This is a genomic window from Tindallia californiensis, assembly GCF_900107405.1.
GTDB lineage: Bacteria > Bacillota > Clostridia > Peptostreptococcales > Tindalliaceae > Tindallia > Tindallia californiensis.
This window is the reverse complement of the sequence record NZ_FNPV01000014.1, coordinates 1-25007: the sequence shown is the minus strand read 5'-3', so window position 1 is coordinate 25007 and position 25007 is coordinate 1. Positions and strand designations below refer to the sequence as shown.

Annotated in this window: 22 protein-coding genes and 1 rRNA gene; all 23 read left to right on the top strand. The window is 39.6% G+C overall.

Annotated elements, in window-relative coordinates:
* Positions 1-116: ribosomal RNA gene (gene rrf, locus BLV55_RS14085) — 5S ribosomal RNA — on the top strand.
* 209 nt (positions 117-325) lie between these two features.
* Positions 326-1582, top strand: a complete 1257-nt coding sequence (locus BLV55_RS14080) for a putative glycoside hydrolase (RefSeq protein ID WP_242870139.1) — start codon at positions 326-328, stop codon at positions 1580-1582.
* Positions 1583-1695: 113 nt separating this feature from the next.
* The gene (gene nrdJ, locus BLV55_RS14075) at positions 1696-4047 is read left to right on the top strand and encodes a ribonucleoside-triphosphate reductase, adenosylcobalamin-dependent (protein ID WP_093315575.1); all 2352 of its coding nucleotides are present in this window, start codon (positions 1696-1698) and stop codon (positions 4045-4047) included.
* 197 nt (positions 4048-4244) lie between these two features.
* Positions 4245-6326, top strand: a complete 2082-nt coding sequence (gene fusA, locus BLV55_RS14070; RefSeq protein ID WP_093315574.1) for an elongation factor G — start codon at positions 4245-4247, stop codon at positions 6324-6326.
* Between the two features lie 179 nt (positions 6327-6505).
* Positions 6506-6970 (top strand): CtsR family transcriptional regulator, encoded by a 465-nt coding sequence (locus BLV55_RS14065; protein WP_093315572.1) that lies wholly within the window; start codon positions 6506-6508, stop codon positions 6968-6970.
* Positions 6971-6983: 13 nt separating this feature from the next.
* Complete coding sequence (locus BLV55_RS14060) at positions 6984-7508, top strand: UvrB/UvrC motif-containing protein (protein WP_093315570.1); 525 nt, start codon at positions 6984-6986, stop codon at positions 7506-7508.
* Entirely contained in the window at positions 7505-8530 is a 1026-nt protein-coding gene (locus BLV55_RS14055; protein ID WP_093315568.1) for a protein arginine kinase, read from the top strand. The genes BLV55_RS14060 and BLV55_RS14055 overlap by 4 nt, the downstream gene beginning before the upstream one ends.
* Before the next feature lie 25 nt (positions 8531-8555).
* Positions 8556-11009, top strand: coding sequence for an ATP-dependent Clp protease ATP-binding subunit (locus tag BLV55_RS14050; RefSeq protein WP_093315566.1), 2454 nt, complete (start codon positions 8556-8558; stop codon positions 11007-11009).
* A 22-nt stretch (positions 11010-11031) separates the two neighbouring features.
* Positions 11032-12417 carry a DNA repair protein RadA gene (radA, locus tag BLV55_RS14045; RefSeq protein ID WP_093315564.1) on the top strand — a complete coding sequence of 462 codons (1386 nt, stop codon included), beginning with the start codon at positions 11032-11034 and terminating at the stop codon, positions 12415-12417.
* A 159-nt stretch (positions 12418-12576) separates the two neighbouring features.
* Positions 12577-13053, top strand: coding sequence for a CarD family transcriptional regulator (locus BLV55_RS14040; RefSeq protein ID WP_093315562.1), 477 nt, complete (start codon positions 12577-12579; stop codon positions 13051-13053).
* A gap of 155 nt (positions 13054-13208) precedes the next feature.
* Entirely contained in the window at positions 13209-14312 is a 1104-nt protein-coding gene (locus BLV55_RS14035; RefSeq protein ID WP_093315560.1) for a PIN/TRAM domain-containing protein, read from the top strand.
* Between the two features lie 20 nt (positions 14313-14332).
* Positions 14333-15058 carry a 2-C-methyl-D-erythritol 4-phosphate cytidylyltransferase gene (gene ispD, locus BLV55_RS14030; protein ID WP_093315557.1) on the top strand — a complete coding sequence of 242 codons (726 nt, stop codon included), beginning with the start codon at positions 14333-14335 and terminating at the stop codon, positions 15056-15058.
* Positions 15036-15518 (top strand): 2-C-methyl-D-erythritol 2,4-cyclodiphosphate synthase, encoded by a 483-nt coding sequence (gene ispF / locus BLV55_RS14025; protein ID WP_093315555.1) that lies wholly within the window; start codon positions 15036-15038, stop codon positions 15516-15518. The genes ispD and ispF overlap by 23 nt, the downstream gene beginning before the upstream one ends.
* A gap of 150 nt (positions 15519-15668) precedes the next feature.
* Positions 15669-17111, top strand: a complete 1443-nt coding sequence (gene proS, locus BLV55_RS14020) for a proline--tRNA ligase (RefSeq protein ID WP_093315553.1) — start codon at positions 15669-15671, stop codon at positions 17109-17111.
* Positions 17112-17172: 61 nt separating this feature from the next.
* Positions 17173-18642: a glutamate--tRNA ligase gene (gene gltX, locus BLV55_RS14015; RefSeq protein WP_093315551.1), complete on the top strand. Its 1470-nt coding sequence runs from the start codon at positions 17173-17175 to the stop codon at positions 18640-18642.
* Between the two features lie 273 nt (positions 18643-18915).
* A complete protein-coding gene (gene cysS, locus BLV55_RS14010; protein ID WP_093315549.1) occupies positions 18916-20316 on the top strand; it encodes a cysteine--tRNA ligase in 1401 nt (466 codons plus the stop codon).
* A gap of 85 nt (positions 20317-20401) precedes the next feature.
* Entirely contained in the window at positions 20402-20863 is a 462-nt protein-coding gene (locus tag BLV55_RS14005) for a Mini-ribonuclease 3 (protein ID WP_093315547.1), read from the top strand.
* The gene (locus tag BLV55_RS14000) at positions 20853-21245 is read left to right on the top strand and encodes a hypothetical protein (RefSeq protein ID WP_093315545.1); all 393 of its coding nucleotides are present in this window, start codon (positions 20853-20855) and stop codon (positions 21243-21245) included. The genes BLV55_RS14005 and BLV55_RS14000 overlap by 11 nt, the downstream gene beginning before the upstream one ends.
* Positions 21223-21993: an FAD-dependent thymidylate synthase gene (gene thyX / locus BLV55_RS13995; RefSeq protein WP_093315543.1), complete on the top strand. Its 771-nt coding sequence runs from the start codon at positions 21223-21225 to the stop codon at positions 21991-21993. The genes BLV55_RS14000 and thyX overlap by 23 nt, the downstream gene beginning before the upstream one ends.
* A 20-nt stretch (positions 21994-22013) precedes the next feature.
* Positions 22014-22766: a 23S rRNA (guanosine(2251)-2'-O)-methyltransferase RlmB gene (gene rlmB, locus BLV55_RS13990; RefSeq protein WP_093315540.1), complete on the top strand. Its 753-nt coding sequence runs from the start codon at positions 22014-22016 to the stop codon at positions 22764-22766.
* Complete coding sequence (locus BLV55_RS13985; RefSeq protein ID WP_093315538.1) at positions 22763-23281, top strand: NYN domain-containing protein; 519 nt, start codon at positions 22763-22765, stop codon at positions 23279-23281. The genes rlmB and BLV55_RS13985 overlap by 4 nt, the downstream gene beginning before the upstream one ends.
* Positions 23282-23347: 66 nt before the next feature.
* Positions 23348-24013: an RNA polymerase sporulation sigma factor SigH gene (gene sigH, locus BLV55_RS13980; protein WP_093315536.1), complete on the top strand. Its 666-nt coding sequence runs from the start codon at positions 23348-23350 to the stop codon at positions 24011-24013.
* A 32-nt stretch (positions 24014-24045) separates the two neighbouring features.
* Positions 24046-25007: elongation factor Tu (gene tuf / locus BLV55_RS13975; protein WP_093315534.1), on the top strand; the 962-nt coding region annotated here is incomplete at its 3' end.

Sequence of the window (25007 nt, the reverse complement as noted above, 5' to 3'; positions counted from 1 at the left end):
GACGTGACCAAAGCGAAGGGGAAACACCTGTTTCCATCTCGAACACAGCCGTTAAGCCCTTCAGCGCTGATGGTACCTGGAAGGAGACTTCCCGGGAGAGTAGGTCGTTGCGTCTCTTTTCTATTTTTTGGTTTAAATGAAATTTGCCTGCGAATGATAGTTTGCTTGTGAAGGATAGTTTGCTTGTGAACGATAGTTTATTGAAGGAAAGCAAAAATATTTTTTGATAGATAAATTCTAAAATTAGTGCTTCAATCTGCTTTGATTATGTTAAAATGATAAAAGCAATTTGTTTACTACAAAGATACGATCAGGAGGATTGAAAATGAACGATATACATCATAACAGAAATAAGATCAGAGCATTGCTCTTATCCTTGGCTTTCATGATAACGACTCCTTTAATGACTGCTTGCGACACAGCTTCAGACTTGGTCACCTCTCAGGATAGTGGTTTAGCAACCGAAAGAATGCAGAATATTAATTATGAAGAAGTTATGTTGCATGGGAAGGATTACCTTACCCAAAGCACCTATAGCTGGGAGCCCTTTAAGGAATATCGTGAAGCAAGAGGGATCTATGTAACAGGCAACTCCTTAGGTTTAGGATGGAGGTTCGAACAGTTTGTTGAAGAAACGAACCAATCTGTGATTAACGCCTGGGTGATTGATGTCAAGGATGATCATGGAACTTTTACATACAAATCAACTATAGATCTTGTAAACGAATTTGGTCAGGATCGACAGGTGAAAGTCCGTGATTTCAGGAATGCTATGAATATCCTTGAAGAAAACGATATCTATCCAATTGCAAGAATTGTTGCTTTTAAGGATGTGATTGCAGCTACCTCCAATCCGGACTGGGCTATTCAAACGCATGAGGGAAACATATGGCGTGACAATAAAAATGATGCATGGTTAAATCCTTATGATCGAAGAACCTGGGACTATCTTGTAGATATTGCAAAAGAAGCAGCAACAAAAGGATTTAAGGAAATACAGTATGACTATGTTCGATTTCCGACAGATGGGCCAAGAGATCAGATTGACTATGGTGAAATAGCTGAAAACGAAACAAAAGCAGAAGCAATAGCTGGTTTTCTTGAATACGCAAGAGAAGAGTTGAGACCTTACGGTGTTTATGTATCAGCGGATATTTTTGGCTTAGTCCCTATTGTGGAGGATGATATGAGGTTGGGTCAGCACCTTGAAACCCTTACAACAGCAACGGATATATTGTGCCCAATGGTATACCCGTCTCATTATGCTATGGGAACTTTCGGGGTAAGGTTACCTGATTTGGAGCCGTATACGATCATTTATGAAACGATGATTAAAGCTGTGGAACGGATAGAAACACTTGAAACTGATCAGCCAAAAGCTACGTTGCGTCCTTGGTTACAAGACTTTACAGCTGTTTATCTAGGAGCTGGTAATTACCAGCGGTACGAAAAACAGCAAATTATTGAACAGATTGAAGCTACCTATGATGCTGGTGCAAGGGAATGGCTTTTGTGGAATGCAAGTAATAACTATACATGGGATGCGCTTCGAAGTCATCCTGAAAATGCTCCATTCTTTTAACGATAAAAAGAATAAAATGTTTAGGTCCAACAATATATGGTATAATACTTATTGTGAAACAAGTTATTATACTATATGTTGTTTTTTATTGTCTACTTTAAGGAGGAAAAGAAGTGAAAATCCAAAAACGTGATGGCAGGCTGATGACATTTGAAAGAGTTAAAATCAGCAATGCGATACAAAAAGCAATGGCAGAAACAAAAGGTGGTATTGACGATGCATTAAGCGAATCGATTGCAAGAAATGTGGAGGAATCGCTAACCTTGGAGAAAGAGCCAGTTCATGTAGAAACGATCCAAGACTGGGTAGAGTATTATTTAATGGATAGCAGTCGAAAAGATGTTGCGAAAAATTATATCATTTACCGTAATGAACGTAATAAGTCCCGCGCATTACGTATGGAGTCAGATTATAAAATGATACGGGATGAATTTGTTAGTCGGTATAAACATATGCCAAACCCGATGGCGCAGTTGGGTTCTTTTGTATATTATCGTACCTATTCTAGGTGGCTGCAGGAAGAAAATAGAAGAGAGTATTGGTGGGAAACCGTACGCAGAGCTGTTGATTACAATACAAGCCTGGTACAGACAACCAAAGAAGAAGCGGAGAAATTGTACGATAACATCTTTCGGTTAAAGCAATTTTTATCAGGTCGTACATTTTGGGTTGGTAACACCGATGTTGCCAAAAATTATCCTATGTCAAATTACAACTGTGCCTTTATTATTGTGAACTCATTAAGTGCATTAAAAGAATTATTTTACCTGCTAATGCTTGGGAGCGGAGTAGGTGCTCGTATCCTTTATTCCGATGTAGCTTCTATTCCTAAAGTTCGTTGTGATTACGAGTTGATTCACAAAGACTATATGCCTGTTCCTCCTTCTTTAAGGGAAGATAATACAAGCATTCAATTTATGCACAATAATACAGTGAAAATAACTGTTGGTGATAGCAAAGAAGGATGGACTCAGTCTTTAGATCATTTTTTTCAGCTGCTATCGAACAGTGAATATAAAAACATTAAAACCATTGTGGTGGACTATGATCATGTAAGACCGGAAGGTGAAAAACTCAAAACCTTTGGTGGAACAGCTAGCGGACATACCAGTCTTAAAAATATGTTTGCCAAAATAGATTATGTTATGCGCAAACGTGGTTGGTCAGAAAGTGAGAATCGAGTACAATTACAGCCAGTGGACATGCTTGATATTATCAATATTATTGGCGAAAATGTGGTAGTTGGTGGTGTAAGGCGTACAGCTGAAATGGTATTACTAGATCCTCAAGATCATGACAGTATCACAGCAAAAGAGTCGCTTTACAAAAATATTGATGGCCAATGGATTGTAGATAAAGACCTTATTCATAGACAAATGAGCAATAACTCTATATATTATGAAGAAAAGCCAGATAGAGAAACCTTGCATTGGATGATGAGGAAGATGCGTTTTTCTGGAGAGCCTGGATTTATCAATGCAAAAGCAGCTTCGAAAAGAAGAGAAAATCTCAATGGTGTAAACCCTTGCGGAGAAATACTACTTGACTCTCGGGGCGTATGCAACCTTACGACTATCAATGTGTACGCATTTGTTAATCAAGAAGGATCTTTGGACTGGGATGAATTGCTAGAAGCCCAGAAGCTTTCTGTCCGAGCGGCTTATCGAATGACATGCGTTGAATTGGAATTGCCTGGATGGGATGCTGTGCAAAGGCGAGACAAGTTGGTCGGCTGCTCGCTGACAGGGTGGCAGGATATGGTAAACGCACTAAATATGGACCGGGAAGAACAAATTCGTCTATTAAAAGCGTTAAGAGAAGTAGCTCGGAAAACGGTAGATGCTTATGCCGATGAAATTGGAGAAAACAGACCGCTGCTCGTCACTACGGTAAAACCGGAAGGAACCTTAAGTCAACTTCCAACCGTGTCTTCGGGAATTCATTACTCACATTCGCCTTACTATTTGAGAAGGATCCGAGTAAGTGCACAGGATCCACTGGTGAAAGTGTGCGAAGAACTGGGGTATAACGTATATCCGGAAGTTGGACAAACAGAGGACAAATGCACGACGAAAGTGGTGGAGTTTCCTGTAAAAGCACCGGAAGGAAAAACAAAATACGACGTAGGAGCTATTGAACAGCTGGAAAATTACAAAATGTTTATGAAGTATTACGTAGATCATAATGCGTCTATTACGGTTCATGTTAGAGATCATGAGTGGGAAGCAGTAGAAGAATGGATGTGGAACAATTGGGACGAAGTGGTGGCAGTAAGTTTCCTTTCGTTAAGTGAAAGTTTTTATCAACTAATGCCATATGAGAGCATTGATAAAGAAGAATACGAAGAAAAATCAGCTAAGATGAAACCCTTTGTTGCATCCCTATTAAGCAAATACGAAAATCCCAAATTCATGCAAGATATTGGGGATGAGAGTTGCGAAAACGGCGTATGTCCCATTAGATAAGTGAGCCATAGAAAGGACCTCCTGACAGATAATCAGAGACAGAGGAATCTGTATCGATGATGAAAGGGAGGTTTTTTCGTTGTATCATTCTTTAACTAAAATTTAAGTAAAATATTCAAACAAAAAGAAGGAGTTTGAATATTCATATCGAATATGTTATTGATGGAAATAATCTTAACAGACAGGAGGAAATAACGATGAAAGTTTACGAAGCTGAAAAAATCAGAAACATAGCACTGTTAGGACATGGTGGAAGTGGAAAAACAACTCTAACAGAAGCTGCGTTGTACTCCACTGGCGTGTCAAAAAGAATTGGTAAGGTGGAAGACGGAAACACGTATTCAGATTTTGATAAAGAAGAAATTAATCGTAAAACATCAATTAACGCTTCTGTTATTCCGGTAGAATGGAATGGATATAAAATTAATTATATTGATACACCTGGATATTTTGATTTTATTGGTGAAGTTCAAGGTGCTATGAAAGCGGCTGGAGGAGCGGTTATACTGATAGATGCTACAAGTGGCATTGAAGTAGGAACTGAAAAAGCATGGGACTTTGCAGCAGCTAAGCGAATTCCAACGTTTATAGCGATTAATAAAATGGATCGGGAAAATGTTGATTATGAAAAAATCATTGCTGATCTGAGAGAAAAATTTGGAAAGAGGATAGCTCCTTTTCAGATACCAATAGGCAAGGAAGAGAGTTTTGTAGGGAATGTAAACGTTGTCAAAATGATGGCGCGGGAATATGATGGTAATAGTTGTAAAGAAATTCCAATCCCACAGGAATATGAAGATCAAGCCTCCGAAATAAGAGAACTACTAATGGAATCGGTAGCGGAAAGTGATGAAGCCTTACTTGAAAAATATTTTGAAGGGGAAGCCTTTACAGAAGAAGAGATCCAAAAGGGATTAAGAAAGGGAGTTTTAACAGGAGATATCATTCCGGTGGTATGCGCTTCCTTTACTAAAAATGTCGGTATTCATACCTTAATGGATATGATATGCGATTTTTCGCCGTCACCTCAAGATATGCCGCCTAAAACCGGTATTAATCCAAAAGATGATTCGGAAGTAGAACGGTCTCTGGATCCGAAAGAACCATTTTCAGCACAGGTATTCAAAACAATTGCCGATCCATTTATAGGGAAAATTTCGCTCGTTAAAGTAATTTCAGGAAGCTTAAAAGCCGATGCGGAAGTATTGAACAGCAGTAAAAATGAAAAAGAGAAAATAGGTTCTTTGTTCTTTCTAAGAGGAAAACATCAAGAAGAGACGAAAGAAGTAAAAGCAGGAGATATAGCCGCCGTTGCGAAGTTACAACATACTAAAACAGGAGATACTCTTTGCGATCCGGCAAATCCAGTTAAGTATAGTGATATTGATTTTATGGAACCGCAACTGTACTTGGCGATAGAACCTAAAAGTCGTGGTGATGAAGAAAAGATAAGTGCCGGACTAGTAAAGCTTTCGGAGGAAGATCCTTCATTCTACTTTACGCGAAATGCAGAAACAAAGCAAACTTTAATAAGAGGACAGGGAGAACTGCATATTAAAGTGATTACCAGTAAATTAAAAGCGAAATATGGGGTAGAAGTGGAACTGAGCGATCCGATTGTGCCTTATCGTGAAACGATTAAAGGGAAAGCAGATGTACAAGGTAAGCATAAAAAACAATCTGGTGGTCGTGGGCAATATGGAGATGTGAAGATGAAGTTCGAACCAAGTTCAGAACCATTTGAGTTTGAAGAAGTTATTTTTGGAGGAGCTGTTCCAAAAGCCTATATCCCGGCTGTTGAAAAAGGGTTAATGGAAGCGAAAGAAGTGGGTGTTTTGGCAGGTTATCCAGTAGTGAATATAAAGGCGACCCTTTATGATGGTTCCTATCATGATGTAGACTCATCGGAAATGGCATTTAAAATTGCGGCGTCGATGGCTTTTAAGAAAGGATTGGAAGAAGCTAACCCAGTTTTATTAGAGCCGATTGCAAAAGTAGAAGTTAGAGTACCGGAAGAAAACATGGGTGACATTATGGGCGACTTGAACAAACGTCGTGGTCGAATTCTTGGAATGGATCCTCAGGATGATGGCTATCAAAAAGTAACCGCCGAGGCACCTCAGTCAGAAATGTTTAAGTATGCCATTGATCTTCGCTCTATGACACAGGCAAGAGGTGAGTTTTCTATGGAATTCATCAGGTATGAAGAAGTGCCACAAGCCATCAGCGACAAGGTGATTGAAGCGGCTAAAGCGGCGAAAGCAGAAAAAGAATCTTAGAAAAAACATTTTCAACTTTTGAGAGATACTCTTAAAACAGCCTTCTGGATAAGTGAGAAGGCTGTTTTTTTTATTGAAAAAGTTAACTGATGCATCTTAGGATCAACTTGACGAAAGAAAAAATCCATCATATAATTAAAGTCAAAGAAAGTCAATGAAGATGGTGTGGAGGGATATCGATGGCAAGTGTTAGTGATGTGATCGAAAAATTTTTTAAGGAATTATTAGAACAAAATCAAGGCAGAACGATTCAAATACAGAGAAACGAAGTAGCTAAATATTTTGACTGTTCACCTTCACAAATAAATTATGTTTTAATGACCAGGTTTAATGTACAACATGGATACTATATTGAAAGCCAAAGAGGTGGCGGTGGGCATATCAAAATAACCATGCTTAAATCAGAAAATAGCCAGCCAGCACATCACTTATTATTGAAAGAAATCGGTGAAGTCATAACCAAAACTCAAGCAAATCGTGTCATTAATGCGTTGAAAGACCAACAATATATTACAGAACGAGAAGCAATGATTATGAGAGCGGCGATGGAAGATCAGGCATTACTCTCGCCCTTAAATAACAGAGATCAGCTTCGTGCCCAGTTATTAAAAGGAATGATATCTGTATTGCTTCATCAAAAGTAAAAGGAGGAGGATCATGCAATGCCAACACTGTAAAAAAAGAAAAGCGACGGTATATATAAAAGAAACAGTGAATCATCAACAAAATGAAAAATATATATGTGATATATGTGCATCAGAATTAAATCAAGGTGGAATCCCCTTTTCTTTTTCAGTGCATAACTTGCTGTCAAACTACTTTGATCAAGTGGATACTAATAAGAAAGATGGACAAGCAAGTAACCAAAGCAAATGCCTTCAATGTGGTCAAATCTATGGAGAATACAAAGAATCAGGACGCTTAGGGTGTTCTCAGTGTTATCAGGCTTTTCGAAGGATGCTAATACCTTTAATTAAAAGAATTCATGGAGGAAGTCAGCATACAGGAAAAGTACCGGTCAAACTTGAAAGAATGCACCGTCTACGTAGACATATCAATACATTGCAAAATAAGTTGAAAAAGGCAATTGAGGACGAAGCCTATGAAGAAGCTGCCCAATTAAGGGATGAAATAGCTTTATTAGAGAAAAAGGTGACAGGAATAAAGGGGGAATCCGAATGAGCATTCTAAGCTCAGAATTAGGTCCTCATGGTGATATTGTGATGAGTAGCAGGGTGAGGTTTGCAAGAAACTTAGCACCCTATGACTTTCCCCAAAGGATAACCATTGAAGGTGCAAAAGAAGTATCGCAGCTAGTAAAAAAAACATTGGAAAAAAACGATTCTGATTACAAGAATACATTTCACACCATAAGGATGAAAAAGACCGATGAAATAGAAAGACAGCTTTATGTAGAAGAGCATATGATAAGCCCAGCGCTGGCTCAAAATACAGAAAAAGGAGAATTGCTGATAAACAAACAAAAAGGTTGCAGTTTAATGCTTCACGAAGAAGATCACATACGCATTCAATGTTTGCGCAAAGGACTACAGCCGATGGAAGCTTTTTTAGAAGCTGATAGAATTGATGACTGGCTTGGGAAACATTTACCCTATGCTTATGATGAAAGACTAGGTTACTTAACGGCTTGTCCAACTAATATAGGGTCAGGATTGCGAGTTTCTGTCATGTTGCATTTACCGGCACTAACCATGATGGGGTACCTGGAAGATCTTATCCGAGCCGCAGGGCAGCTTGGCTTTACCGTAAGAGGCGTTTTTGGAGAAGGAAGCGGATACCTGGGAAATCTCTATCAAATATCAAATCAGGTGACCTTAAATGTGAAAGAGCAAGAGATTGTTACAAATATAGAAGACATTGCCGGTAAAGTGATTGATAGAGAAAGAGCCGTCAGAAAGAGTGTTTTGTGTGATCAGAAATTAGAATTAGAAGATCGTGTATTTCGTTCGCTTGGTATTTTGAAGTATGCCCAACTGATAAAAAGAAAAGAAGCCATGCATTTAATATCAGATGTCATCTTAGGAACTTCGCTAGGTGTTATTTCAGCCTATTCATTATCCGACTTGCATAAGCTAATGGCTCAGATTCAGCCGGCATACTTACAAAAACAATCGGGTACTATACTAACAGAAAAAGAAAGAGAGCAGAAAAGAGCTGCTTTCATTAGAGAAACTTTAAAATAGAGAAATTTCATAGGGAGGAAATATGATGGCTATGAATGAAAGGTTTACAGAAAGGGCACAAAAAGTGATTCTATTGTCTCAAGAATTTGCTCAACAATTTGGTCATAACTACGTAGGTACGGAACACTTGTTACTAGGACTTATGCAAGAAGGGGAAGGAATAGCGGCTGAAGCAATGAAGAAAATGGGAGTGAAACCAGCGGCCTTAAAAGAACGTGTCATGCGGATTGTTGGTCCAGGTCAGCAAAAAGCCCAATTATTAGGGTTTACCCCCAGAACTAAGCGTATCTTTGAGCTGAGTTTTGCAGAAGCCAGAAGTCTTGGACATAGTTATATTGGGACAGAGCATCTGTTGCTGGGATTAGTAAGAGAGGGAGAAGGAATTGGCGCTAAAATTCTTTCGGAAATGGGACTTAGCAACGAAAAAGTCCGGGGAGAAGTATTGAAACTTCTTAATAACCATCATCCTGTAAGTGGTAATAAAAAAGGGATACAAGCAGAAAAAAAAGAAAAAACTATCTTAGAACAATATAGCCGCAACTTAAATCAAATGGCAAAAGAAGAAAAAATGGATCCGGTCATAGGAAGAGATGGAGAAATACAACGAGTCATACAGATCTTAAGTCGAAGAACTAAAAACAATCCTTGTGTGATTGGTGAAAGCGGCGTAGGAAAGACAGCTATTGCAGAAGGCCTTGCACAACGGATTGTTAGCAGTAATGTTCCCCAAAACCTAAAGGATAAACAGATTGTTACCCTTGATTTGGCTTCTATGGTAGCGGGAGCAAAATACAGAGGAGAATTTGAAGATCGGTTAAAAAAAGTCATGGAAGAATTAAGGCATAATAATCAGATCATTCTTTTTATTGATGAAATCCATACGATTATTGGGGCAGGGGCGGCCGAAGGTGCTATTGACGCTTCTAATATATTGAAGCCATCTTTAGCGAGAGGCGAAATTCAAGCGATAGGAGCTACTACGATCGATGAATACAAAAAACATATCGAAAAAGATACCGCATTAGAAAGACGATTTATGCCCATTTTGGTGGAAGAACCATCCTTGGTAGATTCAGTTACAATATTGGAAGGACTTAGAGACAGATATGAGGCTCATCATCGGGTTAAGATTACAGATGAGGCATTAAGAGGTGCTGTCAATCTCTCGCACCGATATATTTCTGATCGATATCTTCCGGATAAAGCCATCGACTTAATTGATGAAGCTGCTTCCAAGATTCGATTACTAACCATCACGGAACCTTTGGACCTGAAACATTTGGAAGAAAAATTGCAGAATCTGCTGAAGGAAAAGGAAGAGGCAATCAGTATCCAAGACTATGAAAGAGCGGCTATTCTAAGAGATCAAGAAAAAGAAGTCCGTGAAGAGCTGGATCTGGAGAAAAATGAATGGTATCAAATAAAAGAAGGCCGAAAGCCCATTGTAACAGAAGAAAATGTTGCTGATATTGTATCGGAATGGACAGGTATACCGGTTCAAAAGCTTCAGGAAGATGAATCGGAAAGGTTACTCAATATAGAAAATGTCTTGCACGAACGTGTCATTGGACAACAAGAAGCGATTGAATCTGTCGCAAAAGCCATCAGAAGGGCGCGTGTTGGTCTAAAAGACCCCAAAAAACCAATTGGTTCTTTTATTTTTCTTGGACCGACAGGAGTAGGGAAAACAGAACTGTCCAGAGCACTGGCGGAAGCTATCTTTGGTGATGAAAATGCAATGGTGCGTGTGGATATGTCTGAATACATGGAAAAACATACCGTTTCAAAGCTAATCGGATCACCACCAGGTTATGTTGGATATGATGAAGGAGGTCAACTTACTGAAAAAATACGTCGCAAGCCATACTCGGTAGTTCTTTTTGATGAAATTGAAAAGGCTCATCCGGATGTGTTTAATGCACTGCTGCAAATTCTGGATGATGGAAGATTAACGGATGGAAGAGGTAGGTTAGTTAGCTTTAAGAATACCATTATTATTATGACATCGAATGTTGGTGCCCATAATATTCGAAAGCAAAAAACCCTTGGATTTGCGGCGAATTTAGAACAAGAAGAAAAAAGTGCGCATGAATTTATGAAAGAAAATATACTGCAAGACCTAAAAAAGACTTTTCGGCCAGAATTCTTAAATAGAATAGATGATTTGATTGTTTTTCATAGCTTGGATGAAAAGGACATTTCAGCTATTGTGGAGCTTATGATAACAGAGCTTTCAAAGAGATTGACAGAAATGAATATTCATATCGAATTAACGGCGGAGGCGAAAAAGCATATTGGGCATCAAGGGTTTGATCCAGACTATGGAGCAAGGCCGTTGAAGCGCACCATTCAAAAAATGTTAGAGGACCAGATCACAGAAGAAATATTAAAAGGTGAAATACAAGAAGGACATCAAGTGTTCATAGATTTTGACAATGAAAAACTCACCTTTAAATCCAAAACAAAAAATTACTCATAAAATAACAGGTTAAGGAGATAGAATGAAGAAAAAAATAATTTTTGAATGTTCGGAATGCAATCATCAGACACCAAAATGGAATGGGCAATGCCCATCCTGCTTCCAGTGGAATACTATGGAAGAGAAAGAAGTAAAGAAAAACAGAAGTGGTAATAAGCTTCAGGTAGTTCAAACAACAAAAGAAGCACAAAAATTAAAAGAGGTTAAAGATAGTCGTTCAGATCGCATCGTAACGGGCATATCGGAGTTTAATCGAGTAATGGGAGGGGGGATGGTGAAAGATTCAGTTCTGATCATGACCTCACCCCCAGGTGGCGGTAAATCAACACTTAGTTTAGAAATAGCAAATGATGCTGCTCATCAGGGATATCGAGTAATGTATGCATCAGGGGAAGAAAGCGAAAGTCAGATAAAAAACCGTGCCAATAGAATTCTACCAGAAATTGATGAGAATCTTTGGATTTTATCGGACAATAGCATGGAAAATGTTGTTGAACAGATTGAAAAAATTGATGCACAGCTTGTTATTATAGATAGCATTCAAACCTTTGCTTTTGAATCCATAGAATCCCGACCAGGTTCGCCTACGCAAACAATGGAATGTGCATCTGTCCTCCAAAAAATGGCAAAAAACAGTGACAGTAAGCGAGCTGTTATTCTCATTGGTCAAATGACAAAAGAAGATGAGTTAGCAGGAATGCGGGCGCTAGAGCATTTAGTAGATACGGTCCTTATTATTGATAGCGATAAAGGCGAAGAACTAAGAGGAGTATATTGCTCCAAAAATCGTTTTGGCAGCACTGGAGAAATGGGTTTTTTTGCAATGACAGAGGGCGGAATGGTATCCATTGATAATCCTTCAGAGTACTTTATGACCATGCGTTCGACGGAGGAAAAAGTTTCAGGAAGCGCGTTGACGGTTGTCAAGGAAGGCACCCGGCCGGTGATTGTTGAAATAGAAAGTTTGGTTTCCCAAACATTTATGCCCTATCCCTCGCGTATTGGAGAATGTCTTCGGAAAGAACAATTGAACACCTTACTATCCATTCTTGAGCAGAGAGCTTCGATGCCGTTACATGATAAAAATGTGGTCATTAAAACAACGGGAGGTTTTAAGTTAAGAGAAGCGGCTGTTAATCTGGCGATTATTATGAGCACGGTATCTTCCATACTGGACCAGGGAATTGCTAATGATGTCGCTTTTATTGCTGATGTAGGCTTGACTGGAGAATTAAAAAGAATTCCTTCTATGGAGTCTCGGATCAGAGAGTTGAACCGCATGGGATTTAAAAAAGTTTACATTGCTCAAAACAGCATAACGGATACTATCCGAGTGGAAGGGCTTGAAATTATTGAAAGCAAAGCTTTAATTGACGTGGTGAAGAAAGTGTTTGGGCCAAAGGCTTGACAAAAAAAGAAGGGCATTAAAGATATCGCAATGAAAATATTGACAATATCACAGGGCTGTGATATTGTCATTTGTTTATGCTTTGTTGACAGTTGTCTGGCACTAATGTATACTTTAAATATCAAACTGCCGTTTAATGCAGGATCTGGAGGGCTAAATATGTATAATATCGGGGATAAGATCGCTTATCCAGTACATGGTGCAGGCGTTATCGAAGCAATCGAAGAAAGGAAAATCCTGGGAGAACTGAAGCGTTATTATGTGATGAGAATGCCACTTAACGATATGCAAGTTATGATTCCGATGGAAAAAGTAGAACAAATTGGCGTCAGACCGATCATAAGTGTTGAAGAAGTAGGGCATGTGTTTGCTATTCTTTCTGCGGATGTAACGAAAATGCCTCAGAACTGGAATCATCGTTACCGAGCAAATATGGATCGCATTAAAAGTGGAGATATTTATGAAGTAGCGGAAGTTGTAAGAAATCTGGTTTTGCGAGATCGAGAAAAATCCTTATCTACAGGAGAACGGAAGATTTTGAATAACGCACGGCAAATTCTTATCAGTGAAATTATCCTGGCAGGAAATATGGATGAAACTCAAGCGATGGATATGATTGAACAAGTAATAAAATAAAGACAATTCTTTCCAATAGATGCTTCTACAGAATCAATTATAAAAATTCGGCTTAAAAAGCTCCTCATGCTCTTGCTAATCTGATATACTAGTTGATATCTTTCGAGGAGTTTTTTTGTGCATAAAACAACTTGCAGGAAAAGGGGGGTGAAAATATGAGTCGTGTACTAAAATGGATTATTGCATTTTTAGGTGCTTTCACAGGAATGGCCGTTTTTATTTTTGTTACCAGAACCGGTCAATTACTGAATGTCGAAGGATGGTTGCTGTTTTCTTTTGGACTTATAACAGCCACACTTTTAAGTGGCGCATTGTTTTTTGTGGCTTCACCATGGCTTATTAACATGGGTAGAAACTTAGCGAACTTTATTGTGGGAGAACTTTCAGGCATTCCTGTAGATCGTTTGGTGATAGGTTCGGGAGGACTAATAGCCGGACTGATTATTGCATACCTCATCAGTCAAATTATTTCAGACATACCAGTTCCTTTTATCAGTACGATTATTTCGATTGTTGTCTATATTTTTATGGGCTACTTAGGAGTAAACCTTGCGGTAAAAGCAGGAGAATATATAAGTTTTGGGAACTTTCTAAAAAAGAATCTATTAAAGGGAGATGCGGATGCAGCACCTACACCCGAAACTCCAGTGGTTAAAGGGGTTCCTAAAATACTGGACACCAGTGTTATTATTGATGGCAGAATTGCGGATATCTGTCGAACGGGTTTTGTTGAAGGACCGTTGATTATTCCGGAATTTATCTTAGAAGAGTTACGCCACATTGCTGACTCCTCTGCCTCTTTAAAACGAAACAGGGGAAGAAGAGGGCTGGATATTCTGAACATTATTCAAAAGGAACTGGATATTGAAGTTAAGATTGTGGATCAGGATTTTCCGGATATTCAAGAAGTGGATGTTAAACTTCTGAAACTGGCGCAGTTAATTAACGGAACCGTAGTTACGAATGATTATAACTTAAATAAAGTTGCTGGATTGCAGGGTGTGAAAGTATTGAATATTAATGAATTGGCAAATGCAGTGAAACCGGTAGTTTTGCCAGGAGAAGAAATGCATATTGACGTGATAAAAGATGGCAAAGAAGCCGGTCAGGGATTAGCTTATCTGGATGATGGAACCATGATTGTTGTTGAAGGGGGACGAAAGTTTATTGGACGTGAAATAGAGGTGTTGGTTACCAGTGTGCTTCAAACGGCAGCTGGAAGGATGATTTTTGCAAAACCCAAACAACAAGAAGATTAAACAATGAGGTGTTAGAGTCCTTGAATAATCAAAATAAAATTGCGGTTATTATTGTTGCAGGCGGTGGTGGAAAGCGGATGAATAGCCCAGTGCCGAAACAGTTTTTAATGGTGCATAAAAAACCAGTTTTGGCTCATTCGATACAGCCTTTTAATGAATCACCCAGGGTGCACCAAATGATACTAGTAGTACCGGAGAAAGATGCGGAGTATTGTCGAATTAACATTGTTGAAAGATATCAATTTCACAAAGCGACAAAAATTGTTGCGGGTGGAAGTGAACGGATTGACTCGGTTAGAAAAGGTTTAGAAGCAGTGGAAGGGAAAGTAGATTATATTGCTATCCATGACGGTGCGAGGCCTCTGATCCATCAAGAGGATATTGAGCGGGTATTTGATAAAGCGTTGGAGACAGGTGGAGCAATACTGGCAAGTCGAATGACAGATACAGTGAAAAAGATAAAGGGGAAAGGTGAGGTTGTTGGCACATTACCTCGGTCGGAGCTTATGCTTGCTCAGACGCCTCAAATATTTTGTGCTGAATGGCTAAAGAATGCCTATCAACGCTTTCCGAAAGATAAAGAGGCTACAGATGATGCCAGTGTATTGGAATATGCAGGATACTCTGTTCATACGGTTTGTGGAAAACACGTCAATAGTAAAATGACTACATCAGAAGACTTGAAATTTGCGGCATATATCTTGGAGCAAAGGAGCGGAGAAGATGAAAATAGGCATCGGTTTTGATGTGCACGCTTTTGCGGCAGATCGAAAACTAGTTTTAGGAGGGCTTACGATACCTTATCACCAAGGGTTGGATGGACACTCGGATGCAGATGTTGTCATACACGCTATTATGGATGCGTTGCTCGGCGCAGCAGGTTTGGGGGATATAGGAACCCACTTTCCGGATGACGATCCGGTCTATAAAAATGCTGACAGTATGAAACTGTTGAAAAACGTACATTCCTTTATATCTCGGGACGCTTTGGAAGTGTCGAATATGGACATTGTCATCATGGCTCAGCAACCTAAACTGGCTCCCTATATAGCTGAAATGAAAGATTCCATTGCACAAGCCTTGAATATTTCAAACACTGCTGTAAATGTAAAGGCGACTACGACAGAAAAACTGGGGTTCGTTGGTCGAGAAGAAGGCATAGCGGCTCAAGTGGTGGTTTTATTAATGACAAAGAGAGAAGATTAGTGCTTTGTTAAGAGTTCTGAAATTATCTATTAATTAGGATTGTATTACCTGATAAGCATAGCGTATAATGAAAGACGGAATGGTGATTAATTTAACAAAAGGGTTGCAGGGAGATTTACATAAATTAATGTTGGGAGGAGACGGAAAAATATGGGAAAAAAAGAAAAACAATTCGTTGAAGAAATAACCCCTATGGAAGTTGATTTTGCTCAATGGTATACAGATGTAATCAAGAAAACGGATATGGTAGATTATTCGCCGGTTAAAGGGTTTATGGTTATAAAACCTTATGGCTATGCCATTTGGGAAAATATTCAGCAATTTATGGATAAACGATTTAAAGATACTGGCCATAAAAACTGTTATTTTCCACTCTTAATTCCTGAGAGTTTACTGCAAAAGGAAGCGGAGCATGTGGAAGGTTTTGCCCCGGAAGTAGCGTGGGTAACCCATGGTGGGAATGAGGAATTAGCAGAGAGACTTTGTGTTCGACCAACTTCTGAGACCATTATTTGTTCTATGTACTCAAAGTGGTTAGACTCATACCGCGATTTGCCATTTTTATACAATCAGTGGTGCAGCGTGGTTCGATGGGAAAAAAGCACCAGGCCTTTCTTAAGAACTAGTGAATTTTTGTGGCAAGAGGGTCATACGCTTCATGAAACCTATGATGAAGCTCAGGAAGAAACGTTACAGATGCTAGGGATATACAAAGAAACAGCCGAAGAGTTGTTGGCAATCCCTGTCATTACCGGTCAAAAGACAGAAAGAGAGAAATTTGCAGGCGCCTATGCAACCTATACCATGGAAGCATTAATGCATGATGGAAAAGCACTTCAGGCTGGAACTTCTCACAATCTGGGGCAGCATTTTACAAAAGCCTTTGATATATCCTTCTTAGATCGAGATGGGACACTGAAAAACCCTTATCATACGTCTTGGGGAGTATCCACAAGGTTAATTGGAGGTATTATCATGGTGCATGGTGACAACCGTGGATTAGCCTTGCCTCCTGGAATTGCTCCTACTCAGGCTGTTATTGTTCCCGTTGCTTCTCATAAAGAGGGAGTGAGTGAAGCTGCTGAAAAAATCTATGAAGAATTACGATATGATTTCCGGACAGAGATAGATGACAGGGACCAATACTCACCGGGCTGGAAGTTTAATGAATGGGAAATGAAAGGCGTTCCGGTTCGAATTGAAATAGGTCCAAGAGACTTAGAAAATCAGCAAGCCGTTGTTTTTCGACGAGACACTTTAGAAAAACAGGTTTGTCCGTTAGACCAGTTAAAAGATACGGTCAGTAGCTTGATGAAAGATATTCAAAAGAATCTGTTTGAAAAAGCCAAAGCTATGCGTGAGCAGAACACTCATGTGGCGACGGATGCTGAGATGTTCAAAAACATCATGAAGGAAAAACCTGGTTTTGTTAAAACTATGTGGTGTGGTGAAGAGTCCTGTGAATTGAAAGTAAAAGAAGAAACCGGTGCAACCATTCGTTGTATTCCTTTTGAGCAAGAAAAACTAGGAGAAACATGTCCTTTCTGTGGCGAAAAAGCCGATAAAATGGTATACTACGCAAAAGCCTATTAATAGATGAGGCGATAGATAAACAGGATTAAAATGCGTTATTGGAGAAAGAGGAGTGAAGTCGTTGAGTGTCAGAGTAAGGTTTGCCCCAAGTCCTACAGGTTTTGTTCATATAGGTGGGCTTAGAACAGCCTTGTATAACTACTTATTTGCAAAGGCTAATCAAGGAACCTATTTGTTGCGGATCGAAGATACGGATCAGGAACGGTATGTTGAAGGTGCTTTAGAGAATATGTTAACATCCTTGGAATGGGCTGGTATTTTTCATGACGAAGGTGTGGTTTTAGAAAAGGGACAAGTGGCAGAAAGAGGAAGTAAAGGCCCTTATATTCAGTCACAAAGACTTTCGATATATCAAAAACATCTGAAAACATTACTGGAATCTGGTCATGCCTATCCTTGTTTTTGTTCAAAGGAAAGACTGGATGCTGTAAGAGAAGAAGAAAAGAAGAAAAAAGGAACTCCTCGATATGATGGCTATTGTCGAGAACTGGCAGAAACAGACGTGGCTGAGAGGATAAGTAATGGTGACCCGTATGTAGTTAGACTTAAGTTGCCTAAAAGCACAGAAATAGGTTTTCATGATCTGATTCGCGGAAATGTTTCGATGAATACAGATGATATGGATGATCAGGTACTAATGAAATCTGATGGTTATCCAACCTACCATTTTGCTGTAGTTGTAGATGATCACTTGATGGAAATAACTCACGTTATCCGAGGCGAAGAATGGTTATCTTCTACACCGAAACATATTTATTTATATCAGGTAATGGGATGGGAAGCTCCCATTCATGTACACCTGCCTAATATACTGAATGATGATCGGAAGAAACTTAGTAAACGGCATGGTGACGTGGCGGCAGAGGATTTTCGTCGCAAAGGATATTTGCCGGAAGCACTTGTTAACTATATTGCTTTGTTAGGCTGGAGTCCGTCGGAAAACAAAGAACGATTCTCTTTAGAAGAGCTTGAGGAATGCTTTTCCTTGGAAAGAGTTTCGAAAAGTGGCGGAATCTTTGATGTGAAGAAATTAAACTGGTTAAGCAGTCAATATATTCGTGAAGCTGATCTGGAGAGAGTGACGAGCATTGCTATTCCTCATTTGATAGAAGCTAACCTTATCAGCGAATCGGAGATAGAACAGAAAAGGGACTGGATTAACAATCTTACGGCTGTCCTGAGAGAAAACATTGATCATTTATCGGAAATACCATCAAAAGCGGCTGTGTTTTTCCAGGATGAACTGCAGGTGGAAGAAGGAGAAGCCAGTGAATGGTATGCTTCAGGAGAATTGAAAATGCTGAAAGAACCACTAATCGCAGCGCTATCGGATATCGAAGAATGGACTGGAGAGTCTATCAAGAAAGTTCTAAAACCTGTCCAGAAGGACGTAGGGCTTAAAGGGCCTAAATTTTTCAAGCCATTGCGTGTTGCGGTTACTGGGAGTGTGCATGGACCAGATCTGATGCTTGTCTTACAGGTGTTGGGAAAAGAAAAAACCCTCAAGAGGCTGGGGAAGATTCCTGTATAAAAAAGTATATAACAAATTAATCTGTTCGGATTAGAGGTGGAGTAAAACGCTGAAGAGAGGTGCTGGTTGCTGAAAAGCACTGCGTTATTTCGCTGAACTGCAGCTGAACGTTAGAGATTAGCCGGGAAGAGCCCGTTATAGCCGATGAAGCAGGTGAAGCATAAAGCTTTGCAAGCAGAGTGGAACCGCGGTTTTAAAACCGTCTCTGAATAACTTTTAGAGACGGTTTTTTATATGCAGGTTTTTCGAATGATGATATAGGAGGAATGAAGAATGAAGCTATTTAATACACTTACGCGAAGCAAAGAAACTTTTTATCCGATTGAAGAAGGAAAAATCAAAATGTATGCTTGTGGGCCAACGGTATATAACTATTTTCACATTGGTAATGCAAGGACCTTTATCACCTTTGATGCCATGCGGAATTATTTTAAGTACAGAGGATATGAAGTGATCTTAGTACAGAATTTTACGGATGTAGATGATAAGATCATTCAACAGGCATCGAAAGAAAGCATGACACCGGAAGAAATAAGTCTTAAGTATATCAAGGCTTATTTTGAAGATGCGGAAAGCTTAGGGATTCAAAAGGCGGATATACATCCGCGAGTAACGGAAAACATACCAGAGATAATAGCCTTTGTCGAAGCCTTGATTCTCAAGAAGGTTGCCTATGAAATGGATGGGGATGTGTATTTTGACGTATCCGCATACCCCAATTACGGCAGGCTTTCTAAACAAAGTTTAGAAGAATTAAAAGCAGGAGCGCGAATAGAAGTAAATGAAAACAAAAAGAATCCACTAGACTTTGCTTTATGGAAAAAAGCAAAGCCAGGAGAGCCTTACTGGGAAAGTCCCTGGGGAAAAGGTCGGCCAGGGTGGCATATTGAATGTTCTGCCATGGCAAAAAAATACCTTGGGGATACGATTGATATACATGGCGGTGGCGGCGACTTGACTTTCCCGCATCATGAAAACGAAGTAGCTCAAAGTGAAGCGCTTACAGGGAAACCCTTTGCTAATTACTGGTTACATGTAGGTTACTTAAATGTGGATAATCGTAAGATGTCTAAGTCGTTAAACAACTTCTTTACACCGAGGGAAATAAGTGAAAAATATGATTTGGAAGTTGCGAGATTTTTCATTCTATCTGCTCATTACAGAAGCCCCCTTAATTTTAATGAAGAGTCTATGGAAGCGGCAAAGCAGGGTTTGGAAAGACTATATAATGCAAGAGATACATGGAAGTATTATAGCGATAAATTGCCGGAAACCAATCTTTCTATTGATGATTCTACGGTTAAGCTGATCAATGAATATCGACAGCGGTATATAGAGGTGATGGATGATGATTTTAATACAGCAGATGGGATATCCGTCATTTTTGAATTAGTAAAAACAATTAATAGCTTAATAAAGGAAAAACCTGGAAGGTCAGTATTTGAAGAAGCAGTGAGCCTTCTTCAGGAACAGTGCCATGTACTAGGCTTGCTGCAAAAAAACCGGGCAGAAGAAGTGATGCTAGAAAGCGAAATCTTGGAAATGATCAGGATGAGGGAAAAAGCAAGAAAAGAAAAAAATTATGCTAAGGCCGACGAAATAAGAGACGATCTTAAGAACAAAGGGATTGTTTTAGAAGATACTCCGGAAGGTGTCAAATGGAAAAAACGCTAGAAAAAGCTGGAAAGGATTGAAAAACCAAAAGGATTATCATATAATCCAAAGGAGTTAGTAGAAACAGGAGTGAAAACAAAACAGAATGAAAACATTTCAATTAAGAGGAAAAAGTGAAGAGGATAAATGCAACAATAACTCGACTGATATTAACATGATTTCACCGTTAGCACTTGCTTATATGGGTGATGCCGTTTTTGAGCTGTTTGTAAGAGAATATTTGGTAAGAAGGCATGCTGCATCGGTAAATAAATTACATCGTGAAGCCATAAAATATGTAAAAGCAGGATCGCAAGCGAAAGTTGCTCGAAGGATAAAAGATTTTTTATCTGAGGAAGAGCTGTGGATTATGAAACGTGGTAGAAATCAAAAATCATCAACGCCTAAAAATGCGGACATGGTAGAATATAGGCATGCAACGGGATTTGAAGCATTAATTGGTTTTTTATATTATCAAAACAGAATAGAGCGGATGGTGGAAATTATGGAAAAGAGCATGTCAATTCTGGATCAGTCCGATGAAAGGGAGCGCCAAAATGAAACCTAATGAAAAGAAAATGCTGCTTGCTTTGGTGATTCTGTTGGTTGGTTTATCCGCAAAATCTATTTGGATAGATCCCTTTCATTCGAGTTCGCATGCCCACAACCAGTATGCTGAGTATGCACGACTGATGGCGCCTTTTCAGCAGCAAACAACATTGGATAGAATGAAAGTACTAAACTATCGAACCGTAGATGTCCAGAGAGAAAGCGATGAAGGCCTGACAAACATAGTCGTGCTTGAGCCAGAAAATGAAAATATTAAGGAAATAGAAATAAAAGGGGAGTATAGTGCCAAAGTAAGGGCTTATCTTCTTTGGGTTTTCCCCACAAGAGATATTCGCATAGAAGGAGGTTTTTCTGTTAATGAAAGCGCAACCAATCGTTGAACTGATTTCGCATACCCCAGACCCGGAAAGGATTGTTGCGGCGGCAGCGAAGCTCTGCTACTCACCTTCAGGTGCGACAGAGCTAATGAAAAATCTTGAAGAAGATTCTGTTAGGCATTTTGTAACATTGCTAACACAAATGGGGCATGAGTCACCAATAGAGCATATAAGCTTTACTTTTTCGGTGGAAGGTGTTTCGCGAAGCTTAACGCATCAGCTAGTAAGGCATCGTATTGCCAGTTATTCACAGCAGAGCCAACGTTACGTGAGAGAGGAAGGGTTTGCTTATATTATCCCCTCGGCTATTGAACAAGATGCCGAAGCAAAGGCATTATTTGAAAAAACGATGGATGCTCAACAGAAAGCATATGACCAGTTAGCAGAAAGGCTATTAATCCAGTACAAAAAAGATTTGATGGCAAAAGGGTTTGCTGAAAAAAAAGCTAGTTCTTTAGCGGAAAAGAAAGCCATCGAAGATGCTCGGTATGTGCTTCCGAATGCCTGTGAAACAAAAATAGTCATAACGATGAATGCAAGAAGTTTGCTCCATTTCTTCAAAATTCGTTGCTGTAATCGAGCGCAGTGGGAAATAAAAAACCTAGCCATTGAAATGCTGAGACAAGTGAAAAAAGTAGCACCTTCTATTTTTGAAAAGGCTGGGCCAGACTGTGTTTATGGAACTTGTGGCGAAGGCGCAATGAGTTGTGGGCAGGCAAAGGCTGTATCGGTATTCTTTAAAAACTTATAAAAGCAAAGGATCGTGAGCGTATGGTAGACCAACTGGAAGGTAAAAACCCGGTCTTGGAAGCACTTCGAGGAAATCGCCAAGTAAAAGAGATTTATATTGCTACAAAACAAAAAGGGCAAGGGTTAGATGAAATCAGATCTCTTGCCAGGGATCAAAAGGTTTCTGTAAAAAACGTTGAAAAAGAAAAGTTGGATAAAATGGCACAAAGTCGAAATCACCAAGGTGTTATTGCGATAGTAGAACCCTATCGATACCAAGACTTTGAAGAGGTGATTGAAAAAGCGCTTCAGGCAAAGGAAAACCCATTGATTATTTTGCTGGACGGCATTGAAGATCCGCATAACCTTGGGTCGATTATTCGTAGTGCTGAAGTGTTTGGTGCATCCGCAGTGATTATACCTAAAAACAGAGCTGTAGGAGTAACGCCGACGGTTGCGAAAATAGCCAGCGGAGCGCTTGAACATGTGCCGGTTTTACAGGTGGTTAATTTAACAGAAACGATCAAAACCTTGAAAAAGAAAAACTTTTGGATTGCTGCGGGAGTAGGTGAAAGCAGCCAGGATCTATCAGATCAAGATCTAAGAGGCTCCATAGGATTGGTTATAGGTAGTGAAGGGAAAGGAATTTCAAGACTTGTAAAAGAACATTGCGATTATCTGTTGCGAATCCCGATGGCAGGTAAGACAGGTTCTCTTAACGCGTCGGTTGCAGCTGGAGTGTTGCTATATGAAGTTTTTAATCAGAATAGAAAGAAAAAGGAGCTTTCCAGGTGAAGGATGTATTAATTCTGGATGGATATAATGTGATTAACTCGATGGCTGAGTTGCACGAAATACAGAAAACAGATTTTCAGGGAGCAAGAGATCGGTTAGTAGATATGATGGCGGAGTATAGATCCTATAGAGGTCTGGAAGTGATCATTGTTTTTGATGCATACAAAACACCTCGTTCAAGAGAAACAATCGAGTGGAGCAAGGGAGTAGAAGTTGTCTTTACAAAAGAAAAAATGACAGCTGACCACTTTATTGAAAAAAAAATTCAAGAGTTAGTAGAGCGAAATAACGTTATGGTGGTAACGAATGACTGGACAGAGCAGTTAATGGTACTTGGTGGAGGCGCTACGAGAATAAGCGTTCGAGAATTGCAGTTGGACTTAAACAATGCGGGAAACAGCATCAAAGAAAAAGCTCGAATAGCAACCAGTCAAAAAGAAGATATTGCGTCCAGATTGGACATTAAAACCCTAAAAAAGTTAGAGAAGTTTAGAAGAAAAGAAGGCTCTAGTTGACGAAGGCAGAAAGAGTAAGATATAATATCGGTAAGTTCGTCTACTTGAAAGTCGGGAGCGGTGTCCATGGGTGCGACTAAAGATTTTTCTCGCTTTATAAACATTGTTGACGCAGATAATTTATCGGACGAAATGGTACTTCGTTCTGCTCAAAATGGCGATTTAGAAGCCTTGGAAATACTTATGAATCGATATAAAAACTTTGTTAAAGCAAAAGCAAGGTCTTATTTCTTAGTTGGAGCTGACCGGGAGGATATTGTCCAGGAAGGTATGATTGGGCTTTTTAAGGCTGTGCGAGACTATTGTGACGAAAAACCTTCCTCCTTCAAGGTGTTTGCGGAACTATGCATTACCCGGCAGATGATTACGGCGATCAAGACGGCAACGCGTCAAAAACATATTCCGCTCAATTCGTATATTTCTCTGAATAAACCTGTATGTGAACACGATTCTGATAGAACACTGATGGAGATGGTTTCGGGCCAAAGAATAACCAATCCAGAAGAATTGATGATATCTCAGGAAGAACTAGTGACGATCGAAGATATTATAGGGGAAGTTCTTAGTAAACTCGAAATGAAAGTATTGATGCTATACATAAATGGAAGATCTTACCAAGAGATTGCGAAGGACCTTGGGAGATCGGAAAAATCTATAGATAACGCACTGCAACGAGTGAAACGAAAACTGGAAAAATATCTGGAAACAAAGAGAGAGCAGGATGGTTATTAAAATGAAAGATAATATATTAAGGGGGAAAGAAAATGGCAAAGGAAAAATTTGAAAGAAGTAAAACACACGTAAACATAGGAACAATAGGGCACGTAGACCATGGTAAAACTACGTTAACAGCAGCGATCACCTGCGTACTGAACAAGAGATTTGGAACAGGAGCCGCCGTAGCCTTTGACATGATTGACAAAGCACCAGAAGAAAGAGAAAGAGGAATCACCATTTCAACAGCGCACGTAGAGTATGAGACAGAAGGAAGACATTATGCACACGTAGACTGCCCGGGGCATGCGGATTACGTAAAGAACATGATCACCGGAGCAGCACAAATGGACGGAGCGATCCTAGTAGTATCAGCCGCCGACGGACCAATGCCACAAACCAGAGAACACATCCTATTATCCCGACAAGTAGGAGTACCGTACATTGTAGTCTTCATGAACAAATGCGACATGGTAGATGACGAAGAACTACTGGAACTGGTAGAATTGGAAATTCGCGACCTATTAAACGAATACGACTTCCCAGGAGACGACACACCGATCTTCAAAGGAAGCGCCCTGAAAGCATTAGAAGATCCAGACGGCGAGTGGGCAGAGCACATTGTAGAAATGTTTAAGGAAGTAGACGAATACATCCCAGAGCCAGAAAGAGATGTAGACAAACCCTTCCTAATGCCAGTAGAAGACGTATTCTCCATCACCGGACGAGGAACCGTAGCAACAGGCCGAGTAGAAAGAGGAACTGTAAAAGTACAAGAAGAAGTACAATTAGTAGGCTTGTCAGAAGAACCACGCAAGCTAGTAGTAACCGGAGTAGAAATGTTTAGAAAACTGTTAGACTTTGCACAAGCAGGAGACAACATTGGACTATTGCTACGAGGAATCCAACGAGATGAAATCGAAAGAGGACAAGTACTAGCTAAGACAGGAAGCATCAATCCACACACAAAATTCAAAGCCGAAGTATACGTATTGAAAAAAGAAGAAGGTGG

What these genes read in the sequence shown, in the direction of transcription:
- cysS (WP_093315549.1), top strand. Translation starts at nt 18,916, where the DNA reads ATGAAGCTATTTAATACACTTACGCGAAGCAAAGAAACTTTTTATCCG.
- BLV55_RS14080 (WP_242870139.1), top strand. Translation starts at nt 326, where the DNA reads ATGAACGATATACATCATAACAGAAATAAGATCAGAGCATTGCTCTTA.
- thyX (WP_093315543.1), top strand. Translation starts at nt 21,223, where the DNA reads ATGAAAGCGCAACCAATCGTTGAACTGATTTCGCATACCCCAGACCCG.
- ispF (WP_093315555.1), top strand. Translation starts at nt 15,036, where the DNA reads ATGAAAATAGGCATCGGTTTTGATGTGCACGCTTTTGCGGCAGATCGA.
- BLV55_RS14005 (WP_093315547.1), top strand. Translation starts at nt 20,402, where the DNA reads ATGAAAACATTTCAATTAAGAGGAAAAAGTGAAGAGGATAAATGCAAC.
- BLV55_RS14035 (WP_093315560.1), top strand. Translation starts at nt 13,209, where the DNA reads ATGAGTCGTGTACTAAAATGGATTATTGCATTTTTAGGTGCTTTCACA.
- proS (WP_093315553.1), top strand. Translation starts at nt 15,669, where the DNA reads ATGGGAAAAAAAGAAAAACAATTCGTTGAAGAAATAACCCCTATGGAA.
- BLV55_RS14040 (WP_093315562.1), top strand. Translation starts at nt 12,577, where the DNA reads ATGTATAATATCGGGGATAAGATCGCTTATCCAGTACATGGTGCAGGC.
- BLV55_RS14050 (WP_093315566.1), top strand. Translation starts at nt 8,556, where the DNA reads ATGGCTATGAATGAAAGGTTTACAGAAAGGGCACAAAAAGTGATTCTA.
- radA (WP_093315564.1), top strand. Translation starts at nt 11,032, where the DNA reads ATGAAGAAAAAAATAATTTTTGAATGTTCGGAATGCAATCATCAGACA.
- sigH (WP_093315536.1), top strand. Translation starts at nt 23,348, where the DNA reads ATGGGTGCGACTAAAGATTTTTCTCGCTTTATAAACATTGTTGACGCA.
- BLV55_RS14000 (WP_093315545.1), top strand. Translation starts at nt 20,853, where the DNA reads ATGAAACCTAATGAAAAGAAAATGCTGCTTGCTTTGGTGATTCTGTTG.
- BLV55_RS14055 (WP_093315568.1), top strand. Translation starts at nt 7,505, where the DNA reads ATGAGCATTCTAAGCTCAGAATTAGGTCCTCATGGTGATATTGTGATG.
- fusA (WP_093315574.1), top strand. Translation starts at nt 4,245, where the DNA reads ATGAAAGTTTACGAAGCTGAAAAAATCAGAAACATAGCACTGTTAGGA.
- BLV55_RS14060 (WP_093315570.1), top strand. Translation starts at nt 6,984, where the DNA reads ATGCAATGCCAACACTGTAAAAAAAGAAAAGCGACGGTATATATAAAA.
- rlmB (WP_093315540.1), top strand. Translation starts at nt 22,014, where the DNA reads ATGGTAGACCAACTGGAAGGTAAAAACCCGGTCTTGGAAGCACTTCGA.
- BLV55_RS14065 (WP_093315572.1), top strand. Translation starts at nt 6,506, where the DNA reads ATGGCAAGTGTTAGTGATGTGATCGAAAAATTTTTTAAGGAATTATTA.